Source organism: Achromobacter sp. Root565 (genome assembly GCF_001427425.1).
Classification (GTDB): domain Bacteria; phylum Pseudomonadota; class Gammaproteobacteria; order Burkholderiales; family Burkholderiaceae_B; genus Achromobacter; species Achromobacter spanius_D.
Genome location: NZ_LMGO01000005.1, coordinates 38,389 through 57,975 on the forward strand (window position 1 = coordinate 38,389; position 19,587 = coordinate 57,975).

A 19,587-nucleotide genomic window follows, 5' to 3' on the forward strand; every position below is an offset into this window, starting at 1 on the left:
GGCAGCGAACCATGGCCCGTATCGTCAACTGTGTGAAACTGAAGCGTGAAGCCGAAGGGCTGGACTACCCGCCCTACCCTGGCGAAGTCGGCACCCGCATCTGGCAAAGCATTTCCAAGGAAGCCTGGGAAGACTGGAAAGGCGTGCAGACCCGCCTGGTGAACGAAAACCGCCTGAACCTGGCCGACGCCCGCGCACGCAAATACCTGCAGCAGCAGATGGAACGTTTCCTGTTCGAAGACGGAACCGTCGAAGCCGACGGCTACGTTCCGCCCTCGGCCTGATCCGCCCCGCGCCGCGCCTTTGGGCATGCGGCACGGCAAAGCCCCTCGCGCGCGAGGGGCTTTGTTTTTTGAGGCGCTCAGGCACACGCCGCCCGCATGCCGGCGAAGGCCTTAAGATTCAAGGTTGCAGACCGTATTAAAGCTGTCATGAAAGAAGATTCGCGCCCGCCCATCCATCCGGACCCGTCCCCTGTCATTGCGCGCGCCCTGTCGATCGACCCCGACCGCAAGACCGGCACGCTGCAGGATGTGCGCCATGTCGTGATCCTGATGCAGGAAAACCGGTCCTTCGACCATTACTTCGGCGCGCTGCCCGGCGTGCGCGGATTTGCCGATCCGCATCCCGTGCCCACGCGCGCGGGCACGGTGCTGACGCAGGCCGATGGCGACGCGCGTTGCCGCCCCTACGATCTGCAGGCGGAGGTCGCCAGCGACAAGCCGGTCGGCTACATCACGCCGCACACCTGGGACGATTCGCAGCGCGCCTGGAACGACGGCCGCATGGACCAATGGCTGTCCGCCAAGAGCCGGCTGGGCCTGGGCGCCTACCGCAGCGCCGACGTGCCGTTTCAGACCGCGCTGGCGAATGCCTTCACGCTGTGCGATGCCTATCACTGCTCGGTCCAGGCCGGCACCAATCCCAACCGGCTGTTCCTGTGGACCGGCACGAACGATCCGCAGGGCGAGGCCGGCGGTCCGGCGCTGGTCAATACCTACGATCGGCTGGGTCCGGCGGGTGAAGGCTATTCGTGGACGACGTACCCCGAGCGACTGCAGGACGCCGGCGTGGACTGGTGCATCTACCAGGACATGGCGGACAACTACAACGACAATCCGCTCGCGGGCTTCCGGCAATATCGCCGGCAGCACGCAAGCCAAACCGGCGACGCCCCGCTGCGCGACCGCGCGCTGGCCACGCGCACGCTGGACGATCTGGCGCGCGACGTCGCCCAGGGCACGCTGCCCGCCGTCTCGTGGATCATCGCCCCCACCGCCGACTCCGAACATCCCGAGGTTTCCTCACCCCGCCAGGGCGGCGCCTACACCGAGCGGGTGCTGGACATCCTGACGACGCATCCCGACACGTGGAGCCGTTGCGTCCTGTTCGTCACCTACGACGAAAACGATTGCTTCTTCGACCACGTGCCCCCGCCCGCACCCCCGGCGCGCCATCCGGACGGCGAGTCGGGCGGCCTGTCCACCGTGGAGCTGGACGGCGAATACCACGACGCACGTCATGGTCCCAGCGCGTCGACGGCCGACGATCCCGCCGCCATGCATGGACGCGCCTTCGGCCTGGGCCCGCGCGTGCCGATGCTGGTGGTGTCGCCCTGGAGCCGGGGCGGCTGGGTCAATTCGCAGGTGTTCGATCACACGTCGGTCATCCGATTCCTGGAAATGCGGTTCCGCGTGGCGGAGCCCAACATCAGCGCCTGGCGCCGCGCGGTGGCGGGCGACCTGACGACGGCCTTCGATTTTGCCGGCGACAGGTGTTCGCATCACCCCGACAGCAATCGCCACACGTGTCCCCTACCCTACGTGCTGGAAGCCGTGGGCAAAACGACGGCCGACGGCGAGCATTACCGCCTGACGTTGCGCAACCCGGGCGGCGCGGGCGCCGTGCTGCATGTCTATGACCGCCTTGCGCTGGCGCGCCCGCCCCGGCGTTACACGGTGGGCGCGGGCGCGCGTCTGGACGATGGATGGAAGCTGGCCGCGGGCGGTGCGTACGATCTCTGGCTGCTGGGACCGGACGGCTTTCACCGCCAGTTCCACGGCGACGCGCGCGATGCGGGCACGCTGGAAGCCCAGCTCGTGCCCGTGACCTCGGGCCTGCGCTTGCGGCTCGTGAACCAAGGCGACGCGCCGCAACCGGTCAGGGTGGAATCGCGCATGAACGACGGGTGGCGCGCCATGGCGCACGTACCCGCGGGCGGCGCGGTCGAACTCAAGTACTCGGGCTGCGAGGGCTGGTACGACCTGGAAGTGAGTGCGCCGGCAATGCCGGCCTTCGGACGCCGGCTGGCCGGTCGCATGGACGGCGGCAAGCCGGGTGTGCCGGATCCCCGGCTGTGCCAGGGAGCGGCGCTGCCGCTGTGAAGCGGCAGCAGGTTTTCGTGCTTACTGCTCCGAGGTATCCTCGGATTCTTCTTCGCCGCGCGCCAGGCGCTCGGTGTTCTTCACGCCGGTGTGGCGCACGTCGGCGCCCTTGACCATGTAGATCACGCGTTCGGACATGTTCTTGGCGTGATCACCGATGCGTTCGAGCGCGCGGGCGATGAAGATCATGTCGATGGCGCGCGAGATCGTGCGCGGATCTTCGATCATGTAGGTGATCAAGTGACGCAGCGCGCCCTTCCATTCCTTGTCGACTTCCTTGTCGCTGCGCACAACGGCGGCGGCCTGGATGGGGTCGAGGCGGGCAAACGCGTCCAGCGCCTGGTGCAGCATGTTGCGCACGTTGGCGGCCATGTGGCGCAGTTCGATCACGGGAATGTGGCGCAATTCGCCTTCATGGACGCGGCGGGCCACGGTGGCGACCTTCTCGGCTTCGTCGCCGGAACGTTCCATGTCCGTCAGCATCTTGGATACGGCCATCAGCATGCGCAAGTCGATGGCAGTGGGCTGGTGCCGGGCCAGGATGCGGCTGATGCTTTCGTCGATCTCGACTTCGTGGCGGTTGACTTCCTTTTCCCGCTCGCGGACCTTTTCAACCAGCGACATGTCGCCGCTGGCCAACGCGTCGATCGCTTCCTGGATCATGGCTTCGACCACGCCGCCCATTTGCAAGAACTGCGAACGGACGCTTTCCAGATCGGCGTCGAACTGTTTGTTTGTATGCTCCGTCATCCGGGCTCCCTGCGTGGTTGATCTCATTGCATTGCCCCGAAATTAGAGAGGTTACGAGATGGGCCTGCACAACCGGCAAGGTTATGACCCAAGTGTGACAGGATTATGAATGGCGGCCCCGCGCCCCGCAAGGCGGACCGGCGGGACCTGCCTGCACAATCGGACTCAGGCTCGGCGGTCCAGGCGGCGGATGCCGTTCTGGGTGGCCAGCAGCGCTACGTCGGCGCCGGACAGCGCAAACAGGCCGCAGGTCACGACGCCCGGCAAGTTGTTGACGATGGCCTCGAACGCGGGCGCATCCGAAATGGCAAGACCCGACACGTCCAGGATGATGTTGCCGTTGTCGGTGACGAAGCCGTCGCGCAGCCGGGGCTGGCCGCCCAACGCGGTGAGCGCCCGGGCCACGGATTCTCGCGCCATCGGGATGACCTCGAGCGGCAACGGGAACTTGCCCATCGTCTGGACCAGCTTGGATTCGTCGGCGATGCAGATGAAGCGCTCGGCCACCGAGGCCACGATCTTCTCGCGCGTCAGCGCGCCGCCGCCGCCCTTGATCATGTGCAGGTCGGCGTTGATCTCGTCGGCGCCGTCCACGTAGATCGGCATCGTGGACACGTCGTTCAGGTCCAGCACCTTCAGGCCGTGGCCGGCCAGGCGCGCCGCGCTGCGCTCGGAGCTGGCGACCGTCCCGCCGATGCGCCCCTTGAATCGCGCCAGGCCATCGATGAACAGATCGGCGGTGGAACCGGTGCCCACGCCAATGATGACGTCCGGGCCGGCGACCTGTTCGACGAATTCCAGTGCCGCGTCGGCGGCTTGCTGCTTGAGTTCTTGCTGGGAGAGCATGGCGGTAGAAATGCGGAAAAGTTGCTTGAGCCAGGAAATTTAGCACGCGGCGACGGCGGGCCACGCGCGCGACAGGATGGCCTGGGTGTCCGTCCCGGCGGCCAATTCGCCAAACATGCCCGACGTCTCCTGTAGCCGGCTGCCGGCGAAGGCCTGCGCGACCGCGCCGGGTGCGTGTTCGATGAGCAACGCGGCCTGCCACAGACGCGCCAGGCTGGCCGCGATGCGCCGCGCGTGGAACGGCGCCTGCTCACCATCGTCCAGCAGCGCGCGCCAACGCGCCAGCGCCGCGTCGAACTCCCGGTGCTGGCCCGCGACGCGCGCGAATTCGGATTCCAGCGCCGGCAGTGCGTCGGGCTCGCGCTGCAACGCTCGCAGCACGTCCAGCGCCATGACGTTGCCCGAGCCTTCCCAAATGGAGTTGACGGGCGTTTCGCGGTAGAGGCGCGGCATCGGCCCCTCTTCGACATAGCCGTTGCCGCCCCAGACCTCCATGCATTCGGCCACGGCGGATACCGCGCGCTTGCAGACCCACAGCTTGGCGGCCGGCGTGCCGACGCGCACCAGCGCGCGCGCAGCCGCATCGCTGCGTTCGTCAACGGCGCGCGCCAGACGCAGCGCCAGGACCATGGCCGCTTCGCTTTCCAGCGCCAGGTCGGCCAGCACGTTGCGCATCAGCGGCTGTTCGATCAGCGGCTTGCCGAAGGCCTGACGATGCAGCGCATGATGCGCCGATTGCGCCAGCGCCTGGCGCAGCAGCGCCGCGCTGCCCAGCACGCAATCGAGCCGTGTGGTGCCCGCCATTTCCAGCAGCACTGCCAGGCCGCGCCCGGGCTCGCCGACCATCACGCCCCACGCGTCTTCGAATTCGACTTCTGAACTGGCGTTGCTCCAGTTGCCCAGCTTGTCCTTCAGGCGCCGCACGCGCACGGCATTGCGCGGGCCGTCCGGTATCCAGCGGGGGACGAAAAAGCAGCTCAAGCCCTCATCGGTCTGCGCCAGCACCAGGTGGGCGTCCGCCTGCGGCACCGAAAAGAACCATTTGTGTCCGACAAGCTGATAGGCGCACCCGCGCCCCGGCGCGCCCAGCGGCGTGGCGCGCGTGGTGACGGCGCGCAGGTCCGAGCCGCCCTGCTTTTCGGTCATGCCCATGCCGATCAGCGCGCTGCGCTTGGCGCTGAGCGGCGCGTCGCTGCCGTCGAATTCCCGCGCGTAAAGCGCCGGCAGCCACTGGCCCGCAAAATCCAGCACGCCGGCGGGCTCGCGCTGCAAGAGTGGAACGGCGGCAAAGGTCATGGTGGTGGGACACAACGTGCCGGCCTCGACCTGGCCTTGCATGAGGTAGGCGGCGGCGCGCGCCACCTGCGCGCCCGGCGCGGGCTGCATCCACGCGCGGCTATGCAGGCCGCGCGCCATGATGCCGCTCATCAGCACGTTCCAGGCGGGGTGAAAGTCGATGCGGTCCACGCGATGGCCGGCGCGGTCGTAGCTGACCAGGCGCGGCGGACAGCGGTTGGCTTCGGCGCCCGCAGCCAGCGTCTGCGCGCGGCCCAGCCAGGCGCCGTGCGCGTTCAGGTCGCCCGCCCAGGCCTCGGCGCCTTCGCGGCGCACGGCCTCGCGCAGCGCCGGGTCGGTGTCGTACAGGGAATAGTCTTCCAGGGGCGGCACCTGGTTGAACACGGTATGCGTCGCGAACGATGACATGAGGTCTCCCTGGTTCGAACGGCCGCCGCGGCGCGGGTTGCCCCGCCGCCGCTACCCAGCCATGGGCGCGGTCAGCGGCCAGGGCCGCAGCGCTTCGACCTGCGCCGCCAGTTCCAGCAACTGGGCTTCCGCGCCAAGCGGCCCCATCACCTGAATGCCGATGGGCAGCCCGTCCGCGGACTTGCCAAACGGGATCGAAATGGCCGGCATGCCGGTCAGGTTGGCCAGCGGGGCGAATGGCGAATAGCCGATGACGCCCTTCTTGCCCAGACGGTAGGCCAGATAATCGGCGTTGTCCATGGCGTAGCGGCCGATGGGCGCGGGCGGCAACGCCAGCACCGGGCAGAGAAACAGGTCATACCCCTGGGCGCCGTCCCGATGCAGGAAGCGCCCGATGCGGCGGGTGATCTCGTGGCAGGTGTCGATGCAACTGACGTACTGCGCGCCGGAGATCGCGCGGGCGTACTCGCGCGCGCCGAGCGTGGTGGGCTGCAGTTCGTCGGCGGCCAGGCGCTTGCCGCGCGCGGCTACGAAGCTGTCGATGGCATTGGCGGCCGCGCTGGCGATCAGCGGCAGCATCGGCGACAAGACTTCTTCGGAGCCGACGGGGGGCGCCGCCTGCACCAGTTCATGCCCCAGCGAGGCGAAGAACCCGGCCGCCTCGTCCAGCGTGGCGGCAACATCGGGGTGGATGGCCTCGCCCTCATAGGTGGTGTTGATGAAGGCAATGCGACGCCGCGGCGCCGAACGCGGATCGGCAGCCACCCGGCTCACCACCCCACGATAGGATTCCGCGGGCGGGACGGGCGCGGCATAAGGCGCGCCCACGTCGGCGCCCGCGCTGATGTCCAGCGCCGCCGCGCAGTCGCGCACGGACAGGGTCATCATATGCTCGGTGGCCAGGCCACCCCAGCCCTCCCCTTTGAGCGGACCCAGCGGCATGAGTCCGCGCGAGGGCTTCAGGCCCAGCACGCCGCAGCACGACGCGGGGATGCGGATCGACCCGCCGCCATCGCTGCCATGCGCGATGCGCACCATGCCGCTGGCCAGCGCCGCCCCGGCGCCGCCGCTGGAGCCGCCCGCGCTGTGGCCCTTTTTCCAGGGGTTCTGCGTAGCGGGACCATAGACGGGCGATTCCGTCGTGGGGCTCAGGCCCAGTTCGGCGCTGGTGGTGCGACCGAACGGGATCAGGCCGGCACGGCGATAGCGTTTGACGATGTCGGCGTCGAGGTTCCATTGGACCTGCCCGTACAGCACGGACCCCATCGCGCTCGGCAGGCCGATGGCCGCCGTTGCAAGGTCCTTGAGCAAGGTCGGCACGCCCAGGAACGGCCGATCGCGCAGCAGCGCCAGGCGCTGTTCGGACGTCAGCGACGCCAGTTCGCCGTCCAGCGCCTGCGCCAGCCGCAAACCGGCTTCGGCCTGCACGCCGCAGGCGGCGTTGATGGACGGGTTGCGGGCTGCGACGCGCTCCACCGCCTGCTGCATGGCAGTCAGCGCGGTGGTGGCGCCTTGGGCGATATCGGCGCCCAGCGCCGTCGCGTCGAGAGAAGAGGAATCATGGCGTTCGGCGATGCTCATGCTGACGATGCTCCAGGTATCGACGGCGAAGTGCCGCAAGCATGAGGATATCGGCAGTCAAGGCGGGCAACAAGCGCGCGCGGCGGCGGGCCACGCGCACGGGTCTACGGCGTGCCCGTGTCAGACGGCGCCGGCCGAGGGCGCGTGGGGTTCCTCGGGGTCGTCGTCCTCGGCGTCCGTCGCCTCGGCCGATGCCCCCCCAAGCAGGCGCAGGGCGTCGGCATCAGGCAGCGCCTCCACGCCCTTCAGATTGCGCAGCATGGCACGAGTGCGCACCTCGGTCTGGCCGATCTTGTTGCTGGCGGTGTCCAGGGTCTTTTTGACACTGGCCAGCGATTCCCCGAACTTGCCGAACTCCGTCTTGACCGCCCGCAGCACCTGCCACACCTCGGAGGAACGCTGTTCGATCGCCAGCGTGCGAAATCCCATTTGCAGGCTGTTCAGCAGCGCGGCCAGATTGCTCGGGCCCGCCACGTTGACCCGCAGGTCGTGCAGCTTGTCCAGTAGGCCGGGGCGGCGCAGCACCTCGGCATACAGGCTTTCCGTGGGCAGGAACATGATGGCGAAGTCGGTCGTGTGCGGCGGCGCGATGTACTTGCCGGCAATCAGCCGCGCCTGCACTTCGACCGCGCGGCCCAGTGCCGCCCCGGCCGCCTTGACGCCTTCGCCGTCGGCCGCTTCCTGCGCGTCCATGAGGCGTTCGTATTCTTCCTTGGGGAATTTGGCGTCGATCGGGAGCCAGACGGGATCGCCGCCGTCGCCGCGCCCGGGCAGCCGGATGGCAAATTCGACCGCGGCATCGCTGCCCGGCACCGGCTTGACGTTGCTGGCGTATTGATCGGGCGTCATGTTGTCTTCGATCAGGCGCGCCAGTTGCACTTCGCCCCACGTGCCGCGGGACTTCACGTTCGTCAGCACGCGCTTCAAGTCGCCGACCCCGGCCGCCAGCGCCTGCATCTCGCCCAGGCCCTTGTGCACGGCCTCCAGGCGGTCCGACACCAGCTTGAAGGACTCACCCAGCCGCTGCTCCAGCGTGGCGTGGAGCTTTTCGTCCACGGTGCGGCGCATTTCGTCGAGCTTGGCGCTGTTGTCAGACTGCAGCGATTGCAGGCGCTGATCCACCGTGGCGCGCACTTCCATCAGGCGGCGCTCGTTGATCTGGATAAGTCCCTGCAATTGTTCCGAGAAGCCCACGGCAAAGCGCGACAGCGATTCGGCGGACTCGGCGCGGGCGGCCTGCGCATCGCGCGACAGGCCCGCGCGCAGGTCGCCGTGCGACTGCGACAGCTCCTGCCGCAGCGAGCGCGTGGATTCGGAAAACTCGCTGCGTAGGCCGCGCTGGCCTTCGGCGATGTCGGCGCGCAGCGCGCGCTCGGTGCGTTCCAGGCCTTCCAGCAGGGCGTCCAGGCGGGCATCGGAAGCGGATGGACGCAGCCATGCCAGCACGGCGGCCACGAAAGCCAGCACGGCGCCGCCCGCGGCGACCCAAAGCAGAATGTCGTTCAAGAAAGGCATCTCCAAAGCGCGAATTGTAGGTCCCATTCCGCCCCCCTTTCCAGCCCGCGCGGCCAGCGCAAAGACGCAGCGCGAGCAACCGGATTAAACTGGCGCCCATCTGAATGAATCCCCTCGCTTCTTTGAACTCCGCCGACCGCTCCGCCTGCACGCCTGCCGTCTCATTCCAGTCCGTCTTCGGACCGCTGAACCTGGACTCGGCAACGCCGCTCGCCACGGGCGGTGACCGGCACATTTTCCAGCACCCGCATTCTCCGGCCCTGCTCGTCAAGGTCATGGACATGCGCGCGCGGGCGATCTACCTGGAAGCGCGGCCGTTCAAGCGCTGGTACAAGCAGTATCAGCGCGAAAGCGCCTACCGCGTGTATCTGAACGAAATCTCGGAATACGTCACCACCACGACGCGCCCGTCTGGCGTGTGGCAGGTGCCCATGGCGCGCATCGTCGGGGTCGCGCAGACTTCTTTGGGCCTGGGCCTCGTGGTCGAGAAGATCACCGACGAGGCCGGCAACATGGCGCCGACCGTGACCGATCTGGCCAAGAAAGGCCTGTTCGACGATGCGTTGAAGGCGCAGTTGGATGCGTTCTTCGATGATCTGGCCGATGCGCACGTCGTGGTGCACGACATGTCGACCAGCAACATCGCGGTCGGCCTGAACGCCGACGGCAAGAAGGGGCTGTACCTGATCGACGGCTTCGGCGTGCTGCCGCTGATCCCGCTGTATGCGTGGAGCAAGCGTCTGAACCGCCGCCGCCTGCAACGCAAGTACGCCGAACTGCGCGAATCCCTGGCCCAGCGCGTGCGCGAAGCCGGCTTCTAGCCCCCGGCCGGCGCCTCGGGCAGCACGATGCCCTGCCGGTCCACCCACACGTAATCCTGTCCCGCGCGCTGCCCGCGACGCAGCGGGTTGCGCGTGCAAAACGCGGCGTAGGCCGGGTCCACGAAACGATAGCTCAGGTGTTCGTCGCGCCCCGCCGGAATGCCCAGCCGCGTGGTGCATATGAGGTACGGCGGCGACTCGCCCACGTCTTCCACGTACAGGGCGTCGGGATCGAAACGGCGGGCGTCCCACTCGGGCACTTTCAGGCCCAGCGACCGGCACAGCAGCGTCTGCCCTGCGCAAAGCGCGCCCAGCGCCCGGGGCCGGCCTTGCGCATCGGGATTCAGTTCGCGCATGCGTTCCAGTGCCTCGGGGCCGGACAGCGCGTCGGTCCATGGATAGGCCGACTTGATCAGCACCGCATTGCCGGGACCGCCCGCGCTGAAGTTGAGCGAATCGCCGCCGCGGGCGTAGTACATGTAGATGGTGCCGCCGTCCATGAACAGGGCGCGGCGCTTGTGGGTGTATCCCAGCGAGGCATGGCTGCCCCGCTCTTCCAGGTAATAGGCCTCGGTCTCGATGATGCGGGCCGACAGCCACAGACCGCCGACCCGGTGGCGGATCACCTTGCCGGGCAACTCGCGCGCAAGCTGAGCCGCGTCGCGGTCGAAGAAGGCGTCCGGCAGGGCGCATCCGGCCCCGCCGCGGGCCTCAGGCGAAACGTTCGCCGTAGCGCTTTTCACTGAAACCAACACTCACCTCGCCATCCGGCGTGACGGTGACCGGACGGCGCACCAGGGCCGGAAATTCAGCAATCAGCTTGGTCCACTGGGCATCGGTGTGGGCGGTCTTGCGGTCTTCGGGCAGGTTGCGCCACGTCATGGAGGCGCGGTTGACCAGTTTTTCCCAGCCGCCGACTTGCTCGGACCAAGCCTTGAGCATCGCGGCCGGCACCGGATCGTCGCGGTAGTCGACGAAGGCGTGGTCGACGCCATGCTCGGTCAACCAGTCGCGCGCCTTCACGCAGGTGCTGCACTTGGTCAGGCCATACAGGGTGGTTTGCGTCATTTGGATTCGGACTCCTTGCGCCATTGCATGCGGTTGGCGAGGATCACGCACGTACCCACCGCCAGGATGAACAGGGTGGCCAGCGCGTTGATCTCGGGCTTGAGGCCCAGCCGCACCCGCGAGAAAACTTCCATGGGCAGCGTGCTGGAGCCGGGGCCGGACAGGAACGACGCGATGACGACGTCGTCCAGCGACAGCGTGAAGGACAGCAGCCAGGCCGATGCCAGCGCCGGCGCGATGAGCGGCAGCGTGATCTTGAAGAACACGGTGATCGGCGTGGCGCCCAGGTCCAGCGCGGCTTCTTCCAGCGAGCGGTCCAGGTCGCGGATGCGGGTCTGGATGACCACGGCCACGAACGCCATGCACAGCGTCACGTGCCCCACCCAGATCGTGAACATGCCGTTCTGCTCAGGCCAGCCCAGCGCGCCGCGCACCTCGACGAACATCAGCAGCAGCGAGATGCCCAGCACGACCTCGGGAATCACCAGCGGCGCGCTCAGCATGCCGACGTACAGCGCAAAGCCGCGAAAGCGCCCCATGCGTCCGAGCACGTAACCCGCCCACGTGCCGATGACGACTGCGGCGGTGGCCGTCAGCACGGCAATGCGGAACGACAGCCAGGCGGCGCGCAACAGCGCGTCGTCATTGACCAGCGAGTGATACCAACGGAACGAAAACCCGGTCCACGACGTGACCGAGGGCGACTCGTTGAATGAAAACACCATCAGGCTGAGGATGGGCACGTACAGAAAGAAGTAGCCCAGTCCCAGCACCACGGCGCGCAGCGTCTTGTTCGGACCGTTCATTTGCGGTCTCCGCCCTGCTGCTTGACCTGGCTGTACTGGAAGTACACCAGCGGCACGAGCAGCAGCAACACCATCACGCACGTCACGGCCGACGCCATCGGCCAGTCGGCGTTGTTGAAGAATTCATTCCACATCACGCGGCCTATCATCAGCGTGTTGGCGCCGCCCAGCATTTCCGGGATCACGTATTCGCCCACGGCCGGAATGAACACGAGCATCGCGCCCGCGATCACGCCCTGGCGCGACATCGGCACCGTGATCTGCCAGAACGCCTGCCAAGGCCGCGCGCCCAGGTCATAGGCGGCTTCAAGCAGGCGCAGGTCCATCTTCACGAGCGTCGCGTACAGCGGCAGGATGAAGAACGGCAGGTAGGCGTAGACCATCCCGATGTACACGGCGAGGTCGGTGCGGTAGATCTCGAGCGGACTGGAGATCAGGCCCAGACCCTGCAGCAGGTTGTTGAGCAGTCCGTCGTTGCGCAAGATGCCCACCCAGGCATACACGCGCAGCAGCAGCGACGTCCAGAACGGCAGGATCACCGCCAGCAGCAGCAGGTTGCGCACGCGCGCCGACGACCGGGCGATGTAGTACGCGATCGGATAGCCCATCAGCACGCAGACCAGCGTGGTGATGCCGGCGATCTTCACCGAGCTGAGGTACGTGCGGAAATACTGGTTTTCCGTGAACAGCAGGATGTAGCCGCGCAGGTGCAGGCTGAACTGGATCGCCTCGTCCTGGAACTGCGCCAGCGACGTATACGGCGGTATGCCGAATTTCATCTCGGCAAAGCTGATCTTCAGCACCAAGAGGAACGGCAGCAGCAGAAACAGCACCAGCCAGGCGAACGGCGGCACCACCGCCAGGGCCCTGCCCGACGGGAGCCAGTCGCGGGGCGAAAAGCGGATCATGACGCCAGCACCGTCGCGCTGTCGGCGTCCCAGCTCACGAAGATTTCTTCGTCGATGCCCGGCGCGTCCATCTGGGCCAAGAGACGGCTGGGCACGCTGGCCTCGACCGTCTTGCCGGAATCCAGGCGGATCTGATAGAGGGCGTAGCTGCCCATCCAGGCCATATGGCTGACCATGCCGTGGGCCCAGTTGTAGTCGCCGTCCGGTTGTTCACGCGAGACCAGCAGGCGTTCGGGCCGGATGGACACGTGCACTTCCATCCCCAGGGGTTCGCTGACCCCGTGGTTCACGAAGAGCGGACGGGTCAGCTCGGCGCATTCGATGGCCACGTGATCGGGCTCGTCGACCACGATGGTGCCGGTGAACATGTTGGTCGACCCAATGAAGCTGGCGACGAAGCGAGAGTTCGGGAAGGCGTAAACGTCCTGGGGCGTGCCGCACTGGACAATCTGCCCTTCGGTCATGACGGCCAGGCGGTGCGCCATGGTCATGGCCTCTTCCTGGTCGTGGGTGACCATGATGCAGGTCACGCCGACCTGCTCCAGGATCTTCACGAGCTCGATCTGCGTCTTCTGGCGGATCTGCTTGTCCAGCGCCGACATGGGTTCATCAAGCAAAAGCAGCTTGGGACGCTTGACCAGGCTGCGCGCCAGCGCCACGCGCTGCTGCTGCCCGCCCGAAAGCTGGTTGGGCTTGCGGCGCGAATAGCCCGCCATCTGCACCAGGTCCAGGGCTTCGAACACGCGATCATGGATTTCCGCGCGATCCACGCCTTCCTGCTTGAGGCCGAAGGCCACGTTGGCCTCGACCGTCATGTGCGGGAACAGCGCGTACGACTGGAACATCATGTTCACGGGCCGGCGGTACGGCGGCACGCTGGTGATGTCCTCGCCGTCCAGCAGGATCTGGCCGGAGGTGGTTTCCTCGAATCCGGCCAGCATGCGCAGCAAGGTGGACTTGCCGCTACCCGAGCTGCCCAGCAGCGCGAAGATTTCGTTTCGTTTGACGGACAGGTTGACCGAACGCACGGCCACCACGTCGCCAAAGATCTTTACAACATCGGAGACCCGGACGAACTCGTCCGGGTCCGCCGCGTGCTGCGCCGAGTAACGGCTATCGTTCATGATGACTAATTTCCCAACTTCAGCTCGGACCACAACTTGTTCTGCAGCCGTGAAATGTTCAAGGGCAAGGCCTTGATCACGTACAGGGTCTTGGAGACCTCGGCGGGCGGGTAGATCATGGGATTTTCAGCCACATCCTTGTTCACGAACTGCCGCGCCTCTTTGTTGGCGTTCGGGTAGAACATGGTGTTGGTGATGGCCGCATGGACCTTCGGCGTTTCGATGTAGTTGATGAACGCCAGCGCCTCTTCGGGATGCGGCGCATCCTTGGGAATGACCATCAGGTCGAACCACGCCGGCGCGCCGCCCTTCGGAATGAAGTAGTTCACTTCATAGGGCTTCTTGGCGTCCTGCGCGCGCTTGCGGGCGATCATGACGTCGCCGGAAAAGCCGTAGACCATGCACAGGTCGCCCACGGCCAGTTCGTCGATGTAGCCCGACGAGCTGAACTGGCGGATGTACGGACGGATCTTCTTCAGCACTTCCATCGCGGCCTGGTAGTCGGCGGCGTTGGTGCTGTTGGGGTCCTTGCCCAGGTACTTGAGCACGGCCGGGAACACCTGCGCGGCTTCGTCCAGCATCGAGATGCCGCACTCCTTGAGTTTGGCGGCGTTCTCGGGCTTGAAGATCATGTCCCAGCTGGCCAGGTCCACGTCGTCGCCCATGATCTGCTTGACCTTGGTGACGTTGTAGCCCAGGCCATTGGTGCCGTAGCCCCACGGAATGGCGTGTTCGTTGCCGGGATCGACCGTGGCGACCAGCGCCATGACTTCGGGATCCAGGTACTTCCAGTTGGGGATCTTGGACTTGTCCAGCTTCTGGAACAGGCCTGCTTCGATCTGGCGCGAGGCGTAATGGGTGGACGGGACAACGACGTCGTAACCCGACTTGCCGGCCAGCAGCTTGGCCTGCAGTGCGTCGTTGCTGTCGTAGACGTCATAGCGGACCTTGATGCCGGTTTCCTTTTCGAAACCCGGGATCGTGTCCGGGGCCGTGTATTCGGCCCAGTTGTAGACGTTGACGACCTTGTTCTGCGCTACCGCCGCCGATGTGGCCGCCGCGACCAGCACCGCGCCGAGCGCCCAGCGCATTCCCGCCTTAAGTTCCATTATGTCCAGCCCCCTTGCTCTATGCCGTTTGTGACAGGAGTACCAAAAGGCGAAATGATAAAGCCATTTTGCGTTGACCTGCCCAACTTTGCGGGGTAATTGGCGCAATTGCTGCCGTGGCTGCCCGCGGCGGACGGGCCGGCGGTCAGGGCTGGATTCCGATGCCCCAGGCCGTCCAGTAACTGTCGCGCAGGCGCATCCAGAAACGGTCCCCGGCCTCGCCAGCCACCTTGCGCAGCGACCGGCGCAGGCGGTCGAGATTGGCCTGGCGCTGCCGCTCCGACAGCCCGCCCTGCGTGCCGCGGTCAAAGTCGATGAGCCAGACCCGGCCGTCGTTGCCGACAAGGATGTTGAACGCGTTCAGATCGGCATGCCAGACGCCGGCCCGGTGCATGCGCACGATGGCATCGGCTACCGGCTGCCACAGGGGTTCGGAAAGCGCCTGCGCCAACGGGCGCACGCCGGGAATGCGTTCGACCACGATGGCGGCGCGGTAGATCGGGCCCTGGCGCCAGTAGGCGGCCGCCAGCGGCGCCGGCACCGGCAGCCCTTGTGCGCGCAGGGCGGCCAGCAGCCGGTACTCGCGAAAACTGCGCGTGCGCGACTCGCCGTTCCAGAGATACGCGTCGCGGCTGATGCGGGCGATCATGCCGCCGCGGCGGTAGCGCCGCAGCACGCCCTGCCAGCCCTGCCCCTCGACGAACCACGCAGCCTGACGTCCGCCTGCGTCCACGGGCCGGGCCCGGTCGCCATAGTGCGCGGGGTTGAAGACTTCGGGGCCCGCGTCCGCAAGGCGCCGGGCGTCGCTGAGCATGGCGCCAGCCAGCGGGCCATCCCAGGCGGAGCGCCGCGCGCCGGATTGATCGTCAGCCTTCACGGTTGCGCATCCAGTCGGCCACGCCGTAGAACGATTCGAGCAAGCGCTCGACGAGGACGGGCTCGATGCCCTCGTCTTCCATTGCCCGGCCGATACAGGTCACCCATTGGTCGCGCTCGACCTCGCCGATGGAAAACGGCAGGTGGCGCGCCCGCAGGCGGGGATGGCCGAAGCGTTCGATGTAGTGATCCGGACCGCCGAAATAGCCGCACAGGAACCAGAAGAGCTTGTCGCGCGCCTCGTCCAGGCTGGGGCCGTGGGCGGCGCGCAGTTCCTTGAGGTCGGGCTCCATGTCCATCAGGTCATAGAAGCGGTCGACGAGGGCGCGCACGCCGGCTTCGCCGCCAAGAAGGTCAAACATGGTGCGGGAATTTTCCACGGGTTCTGTGATGGTGTGGACGCGGGACGTCATCAGGTTTCTCGGAGGGTGACGAGCGGCGGCGTGCGCAGGACGCCGCGCAGGGCAAGCGCGCCGCCCGCCCACGCCCCCAGCATGCCGGCGCCGATGCCGGCCAGCCACGGCCAGAGGCTGAGGGTAATGGTGAAGTCGAACACCTGGGTTGATAAAGCCCAAGCGATGGCGGTCGCGCCGGCCGCCGCCAGAAGGCCGGCCAACCCGCCCACGGCCCACAGCTCGATGCGCTGCGAACGGGCAAGCTGACGCCGCGTGGCGCCCAGCGCGCGCAGCACCGCCGCCTCGCGCATGCGCTCGTCGCGCGTCGCGGTCAGCGCCGCGGACAGCACCAGCACGCCCGCAGCCAGGGTGAACAGGAACAGAAGCTGCACCGCGCGGCCCACTTCATTCAGCACGGACTGCAACTGCTGCAGGATGGCGCCCACGTCGAACACCGTCAGGTTCGGAAACTCCCGCACCAGGGCGGGCAGCACCGCCGCCTTGTCGGGCGGCAGGTAGAAGGACGTGATCCAGCTCTGGGGCATGTCGGCCAGTGCGGCGGGGGTCAGGATGGCGAAAAAATTCACGCGCATCGTATCCCAATCCACCCGGCGGATGCTCGACACCGCCACCTCGACCTGCTGGCCGGCCACGTCGAACGTCATCTTGTCGCCCAGCCCGATGCGCAGCGACTGCGCCAGCCCCGCCTCCAGCGAGACCTCGGCCGCGCCCGGCGTCAGCCAGCGGCCCTGTTCGATGCGGTTGGACGACGGCATCTCGTCGCCATAGGACAGGTTGAATTCGCGGTCCACCAGGCGCTTGGCGCGCGGTTCGTCGTAGTCGTCCGGGCCCACCGGCTTGCCGTTGACGGCAATCAGCCGTCCGCGGACCATCGGCGACAGCGTGATGCGGCCCAGGCCTTCGCGCGTCAGCGCATCGGTCACGGCCTGACGCTGGTCTGGCTGCACGTTGATCAGGAAACGGTTGGGCGCGTCCGGCGGCATGGTGCGCTGCCAGCCCTGGATAAGATCGGTGCGCGTCATGGTCAGGAGCAGCAGCGCCATCAAGCCGACCGCCAGCGCGCACACCTGGGTGATCGTGGCTGCCCGGCGGCGCACCACGCCCGCCAGCGCAAAGCGCAGCGCGGGCAGTCCGGCGGCCAGCCGGCGCACGCGCGCCAGGCCCAGGATGCACAGCCAGGCGACCAACGCGAACACGCCAAAGGCGCCCAGAAAGCCCCCGGCCACCACGCCGCCCAGCTTGGCATCGCCCGCGAACCACCAGATCAGAAGCGCAAACCCGGCCGCGCCCAGCACATAACCGAAGGCGCTGCGCGCGCTGATCGTGTCCGCGTCGCGCCGCAGGACGCGGGCGGGCGGCACGTGACGCAGCTGCGCCAGCGCCGGCAGCGCAAAGCCCAGAAGCAGCAGCAGTCCGGTCAGAAGGCCTTGCAGCGCCGGGATGGCCGATGGCGCGGGCAACGTCGTATCGATCAGCGAGCCCAGCAGCATGACCAGCACCTGATGCACGCCAAACCCCAGCAGGCAGCCGGCCGCGGACGAAAACAGCCCGACCAGCGTGAATTCCAGCGTCAGCATGCGGGCGACCTGCGATTGCACCGCTCCCAGGCAGCGGATGACCGCAATGCCGTCGCGGTGGCGCGTCATGTAGCGCCCCGCCGCCAGCGCCACGGCCACGGCCGAGATCAGCACGGCCAGCAGCGCGACCAGCGACAGGAAGCGCTGCGCGCGGTCCAGCGTGCGGCGCACTTCCGGGCGGCCCGATTCCAGCGTGGCGATCTTCTGGCCACGCTTCAGATTCTGATTCAGCCAGGTCGAATACCCGGCCACGGCGTCGGGCTGGCCGGCGACCAGCATGGCATAGCCGATGCGGCTGCCCGGGGCGATGAGACCGGTGGCCGGCAGGTCGCTGGCGCGCAGCAGCACGCGCGGGGCGACGTTGACGAACTGCATGCCCTTGTCCGGCTCATAGGTGATGACGCGGTCGATGCGCATATGGGCGTCGCCCACATTCAGCGTATCGCCCACCTTCAGGTTCAAGAGCGCCAGCAGCTGCGCGTCGACCCACACCGCGCCTTCGGGCGGCACGTCGCGCGTGGCCGCGTCGGGCGCGAACGGCGCCTCTGCCACCCGCAAGGCCCCGCGCAGCGGATAGCCCGGCTCCACCGCTTTCAGCGCCGCTAGTTGCGCGCCGTCCCCGGCGCCCACCATGGACGGAAACTGCCACGTGCCGGAAACCGTCAGACCGCGCTCGCGCGCCTGATCCTTGAAGGCGGCGGGCACGGGCTCATCGGCGTCCAGCACCAGATCGGCGCCCAGCATCTGGCCGGCGTCGCGTTCCAGCGCGCGGCCGACCCGGTCGGCCAGAAAGCCCACGCTGGTGACGGCGGCCACCGCCACGACCAGGGCCAGGACCAGCAGGCGGAGTTCGCCGGCGCGCGCGTCGCGCATCATCATCCGGGCGCCCAGGCGCAAGGTGGACCATAAACCAGGGCGCTTGGCCTGTGACATATCAGGGAAATCCATCATTCGTCTATGTTAACTAAGCGCCTGTGGGGCGTCCGAATCCCGATATCATCCCGGGGCGGGAGGCAAAGCCGCCCATAAAGATAACCAATTCCGGAGAAGACAATGCGTAAAACCTGGCTTGCGGCCACGATTCTGGCCGCCTGCGCGGCCGCCACCTCCCTGCCCTTGGCGGCGCAGACCACCCTGAAAATGGCCTACGCGCTGTCGACGTCGTCGCACTACGGCGCCGGCGCCGACGCGATGGCCAAATCCATCGAAGGCTCCACCAACGGCAAGTTCAAGGTCCAGCAATTTGCCAATAGCGCGCTGGGCGGCGAACGCGAGGTCATCGAGGGCCTGCAGATCGGCACCATCGATCTCGCGATCGTTTCGACCGGTGCAACCCTCAATTTTGTTCCCGAAACCGGCGTTTTCGATATTCCCTTCCTCTTGCGCGACCTGCCGCACGCCCGTGCCGTGCTCGACAGCAAGATCGGCCAGGACATGCTGGCCAAGTTCCCCAGCCGCGGCATCGTGGCGCTGGCCTGGGGCGAACAGGGCTTTCGCCACCTGACCAACAACGTGCGCCCGGTCAAGACCCCGGCGGACGCCAAGGGCCTGAAGATCCGCACCACCGAAAACCCGATCCACATCACCGCCTTCCGCCAGATCGGCATCCTGCCCACGCCGATGGCCTGGCCCGAAGTGGCCACGGCGCTGCAGCAGGGCACCATCGACGGCCAGGAAAATCCGCTGTCCGTGATCACGTCCGCCAAGCTGTCGCAGATGCAAAAGTACCTGTCGCTGACCGGCCACGTGTACGGCCCGGCCCTGGTGCTGATGTCCGCCAACGTCTATGAAGGCCTGTCGGCCGCCGACAAGGCCAACTTCGACAAGGCCGGCAAGGAATCGGCCCAGGCCATGCGCGCCTACGTCGACAACATCGAGAAGACGGGCGTCGAGCAGCTCAAGAAGGAAGGCATGCAGGTGTCCGAAGTGGACCGTGCCGCCTTTGCCGCCGCCGTGGAACCGGCCTACCCCGAGTACTACAAGAAGTTCGACAAGAAGCTGATCGACTCGATCCGCGACACGAAATAAGCGGGCACGGCCCCCTTTGCGGGGCCGGTCGCCTGGCGGCGGGCCGGCTTTCGCCGTGCGCCCGCCCCCCTTTT

At 67.1% G+C, this 19,587-nt stretch carries 18 protein-coding genes; 4 read left to right on the plus strand and 14 right to left on the minus strand.

Annotation, left to right across the window (positions count from 1 at the left end; translation table 11 throughout):
* Positions 1-11 precede the first annotated feature (11 nt).
* Together ASD71_RS16795 and ASD71_RS16800 are read left to right on the plus strand one after the other, a co-directional pair.
* Positions 12-284, plus strand: a complete 273-nt coding sequence (locus ASD71_RS16795; protein ID WP_056567105.1) for an oxidative damage protection protein — start codon at positions 12-14, stop codon at positions 282-284.
* Positions 285-431: 147 nt separating this feature from the next.
* Positions 432-2,384 carry a phosphocholine-specific phospholipase C gene (locus tag ASD71_RS16800; RefSeq protein WP_056567109.1) on the plus strand — a complete coding sequence of 651 codons (1,953 nt, stop codon included), beginning with the start codon at positions 432-434 and terminating at the stop codon, positions 2,382-2,384.
* A 21-nt stretch (positions 2,385-2,405) separates the two neighbouring features.
* Here the strand turns inward: ASD71_RS16800 and phoU are convergent, their stop codons facing one another.
* The 5 genes from phoU to rmuC all read right to left on the minus strand — a co-directional run bounded on the left by phoU (position 2,406) and on the right by rmuC (position 8,780).
* Positions 2,406-3,134 (minus strand): phosphate signaling complex protein PhoU, encoded by a 729-nt coding sequence (gene phoU, locus ASD71_RS16805; protein ID WP_056567111.1) that lies wholly within the window; start codon positions 3,132-3,134, stop codon positions 2,406-2,408.
* Between the two features lie 165 nt (positions 3,135-3,299).
* A complete protein-coding gene (rpiA, locus tag ASD71_RS16810) occupies positions 3,300-3,980 on the minus strand; it encodes a ribose-5-phosphate isomerase RpiA (protein WP_056567113.1) in 681 nt (226 codons plus the stop codon).
* A gap of 39 nt (positions 3,981-4,019) precedes the next feature.
* Positions 4,020-5,684, minus strand: a complete 1,665-nt coding sequence (locus tag ASD71_RS16815; protein WP_056567116.1) for an isovaleryl-CoA dehydrogenase — start codon at positions 5,682-5,684, stop codon at positions 4,020-4,022.
* 51 nt (positions 5,685-5,735) lie between these two features.
* Positions 5,736-7,265 (minus strand): amidase, encoded by a 1,530-nt coding sequence (locus ASD71_RS16820; protein ID WP_056567119.1) that lies wholly within the window; start codon positions 7,263-7,265, stop codon positions 5,736-5,738.
* A 120-nt stretch (positions 7,266-7,385) separates the two neighbouring features.
* Positions 7,386-8,780, minus strand: a complete 1,395-nt coding sequence (gene rmuC / locus ASD71_RS16825; protein ID WP_056569341.1) for a DNA recombination protein RmuC — start codon at positions 8,778-8,780, stop codon at positions 7,386-7,388.
* A gap of 104 nt (positions 8,781-8,884) precedes the next feature.
* On the opposite strand from rmuC, the gene ASD71_RS16830 reads away from it, so the two are divergent.
* Positions 8,885-9,601, plus strand: coding sequence for a PhoP regulatory network YrbL family protein (locus tag ASD71_RS16830; protein WP_056567124.1), 717 nt, complete (start codon positions 8,885-8,887; stop codon positions 9,599-9,601).
* On the opposite strand, the gene ASD71_RS16835 is transcribed toward ASD71_RS16830, so the two are convergent.
* The 9 genes from ASD71_RS16835 to ASD71_RS16875 form a co-directional block, all read right to left on the minus strand.
* Positions 9,598-10,344 carry a DNA-3-methyladenine glycosylase gene (locus ASD71_RS16835; RefSeq protein ID WP_156395218.1) on the minus strand — a complete coding sequence of 249 codons (747 nt, stop codon included), beginning with the start codon at positions 10,342-10,344 and terminating at the stop codon, positions 9,598-9,600. The genes ASD71_RS16830 and ASD71_RS16835 overlap by 4 nt on opposite strands.
* Positions 10,313-10,669, minus strand: a complete 357-nt coding sequence (locus tag ASD71_RS16840) for a Spx/MgsR family RNA polymerase-binding regulatory protein (RefSeq protein ID WP_056567133.1) — start codon at positions 10,667-10,669, stop codon at positions 10,313-10,315. Before ASD71_RS16840 ends, ASD71_RS16835 begins: the two co-directional genes overlap by 32 nt.
* Positions 10,666-11,475: an ABC transporter permease subunit gene (locus tag ASD71_RS16845; RefSeq protein ID WP_056567137.1), complete on the minus strand. Its 810-nt coding sequence runs from the start codon at positions 11,473-11,475 to the stop codon at positions 10,666-10,668. Before ASD71_RS16845 ends, ASD71_RS16840 begins: the two co-directional genes overlap by 4 nt.
* A complete protein-coding gene (locus ASD71_RS16850; protein ID WP_056567140.1) occupies positions 11,472-12,383 on the minus strand; it encodes an ABC transporter permease subunit in 912 nt (303 codons plus the stop codon). The genes ASD71_RS16845 and ASD71_RS16850 overlap by 4 nt, the downstream gene beginning before the upstream one ends.
* A complete protein-coding gene (locus ASD71_RS16855; RefSeq protein ID WP_056567149.1) occupies positions 12,380-13,507 on the minus strand; it encodes an ABC transporter ATP-binding protein in 1,128 nt (375 codons plus the stop codon). The genes ASD71_RS16850 and ASD71_RS16855 overlap by 4 nt, the downstream gene beginning before the upstream one ends.
* 5 nt (positions 13,508-13,512) lie before the next feature.
* Positions 13,513-14,616: a polyamine ABC transporter substrate-binding protein gene (locus ASD71_RS16860; protein WP_056567152.1), complete on the minus strand. Its 1,104-nt coding sequence runs from the start codon at positions 14,614-14,616 to the stop codon at positions 13,513-13,515.
* A 145-nt stretch (positions 14,617-14,761) separates the two neighbouring features.
* On the minus strand, positions 14,762-15,493 hold the full coding sequence (locus ASD71_RS16865; RefSeq protein ID WP_056567155.1) for a 3-deoxy-D-manno-octulosonic acid kinase: 732 nt from the start codon (positions 15,491-15,493) through the stop codon (positions 14,762-14,764).
* A complete protein-coding gene (locus ASD71_RS16870) occupies positions 15,483-15,905 on the minus strand; it encodes a group II truncated hemoglobin (RefSeq protein WP_082578979.1) in 423 nt (140 codons plus the stop codon). The genes ASD71_RS16865 and ASD71_RS16870 overlap by 11 nt, the downstream gene beginning before the upstream one ends.
* Positions 15,905-18,436, minus strand: coding sequence for an ABC transporter permease (locus ASD71_RS16875; protein WP_082578980.1), 2,532 nt, complete (start codon positions 18,434-18,436; stop codon positions 15,905-15,907). Before ASD71_RS16875 ends, ASD71_RS16870 begins: the two co-directional genes overlap by 1 nt.
* Before the next feature lie 102 nt (positions 18,437-18,538).
* On the opposite strand from ASD71_RS16875, the gene ASD71_RS16880 reads away from it, so the two are divergent.
* Positions 18,539-19,513: a TRAP transporter substrate-binding protein gene (locus ASD71_RS16880; protein ID WP_056567163.1), complete on the plus strand. Its 975-nt coding sequence runs from the start codon at positions 18,539-18,541 to the stop codon at positions 19,511-19,513.
* The last annotated feature ends 74 nt before the right edge of the window (positions 19,514-19,587 follow it).

Coding starts and splice junctions, on each gene's coding strand:
- rmuC (WP_056569341.1), bottom strand. CDS start 8,780: ATGCCTTTCTTGAACGACATTCTGCTTTGGGTCGCCGCGGGCGGCGCC.
- ASD71_RS16840 (WP_056567133.1), bottom strand. CDS start 10,669: ATGACGCAAACCACCCTGTATGGCCTGACCAAGTGCAGCACCTGCGTG.
- ASD71_RS16875 (WP_082578980.1), bottom strand. CDS start 18,436: ATGATGGATTTCCCTGATATGTCACAGGCCAAGCGCCCTGGTTTATGG.
- ASD71_RS16855 (WP_056567149.1), bottom strand. CDS start 13,507: ATGAACGATAGCCGTTACTCGGCGCAGCACGCGGCGGACCCGGACGAG.
- ASD71_RS16870 (WP_082578979.1), bottom strand. CDS start 15,905: ATGACGTCCCGCGTCCACACCATCACAGAACCCGTGGAAAATTCCCGC.
- ASD71_RS16880 (WP_056567163.1), top strand. CDS start 18,539: ATGCGTAAAACCTGGCTTGCGGCCACGATTCTGGCCGCCTGCGCGGCC.
- ASD71_RS16820 (WP_056567119.1), bottom strand. CDS start 7,265: ATGAGCATCGCCGAACGCCATGATTCCTCTTCTCTCGACGCGACGGCG.
- ASD71_RS16845 (WP_056567137.1), bottom strand. CDS start 11,475: ATGAACGGTCCGAACAAGACGCTGCGCGCCGTGGTGCTGGGACTGGGC.
- ASD71_RS16815 (WP_056567116.1), bottom strand. CDS start 5,684: ATGTCATCGTTCGCGACGCATACCGTGTTCAACCAGGTGCCGCCCCTG.
- ASD71_RS16795 (WP_056567105.1), top strand. CDS start 12: ATGGCCCGTATCGTCAACTGTGTGAAACTGAAGCGTGAAGCCGAAGGG.
- ASD71_RS16830 (WP_056567124.1), top strand. CDS start 8,885: ATGAATCCCCTCGCTTCTTTGAACTCCGCCGACCGCTCCGCCTGCACG.
- ASD71_RS16860 (WP_056567152.1), bottom strand. CDS start 14,616: ATGGAACTTAAGGCGGGAATGCGCTGGGCGCTCGGCGCGGTGCTGGTC.
- ASD71_RS16800 (WP_056567109.1), top strand. CDS start 432: ATGAAAGAAGATTCGCGCCCGCCCATCCATCCGGACCCGTCCCCTGTC.
- ASD71_RS16850 (WP_056567140.1), bottom strand. CDS start 12,383: ATGATCCGCTTTTCGCCCCGCGACTGGCTCCCGTCGGGCAGGGCCCTG.
- rpiA (WP_056567113.1), bottom strand. CDS start 3,980: ATGCTCTCCCAGCAAGAACTCAAGCAGCAAGCCGCCGACGCGGCACTG.
- phoU (WP_056567111.1), bottom strand. CDS start 3,134: ATGACGGAGCATACAAACAAACAGTTCGACGCCGATCTGGAAAGCGTC.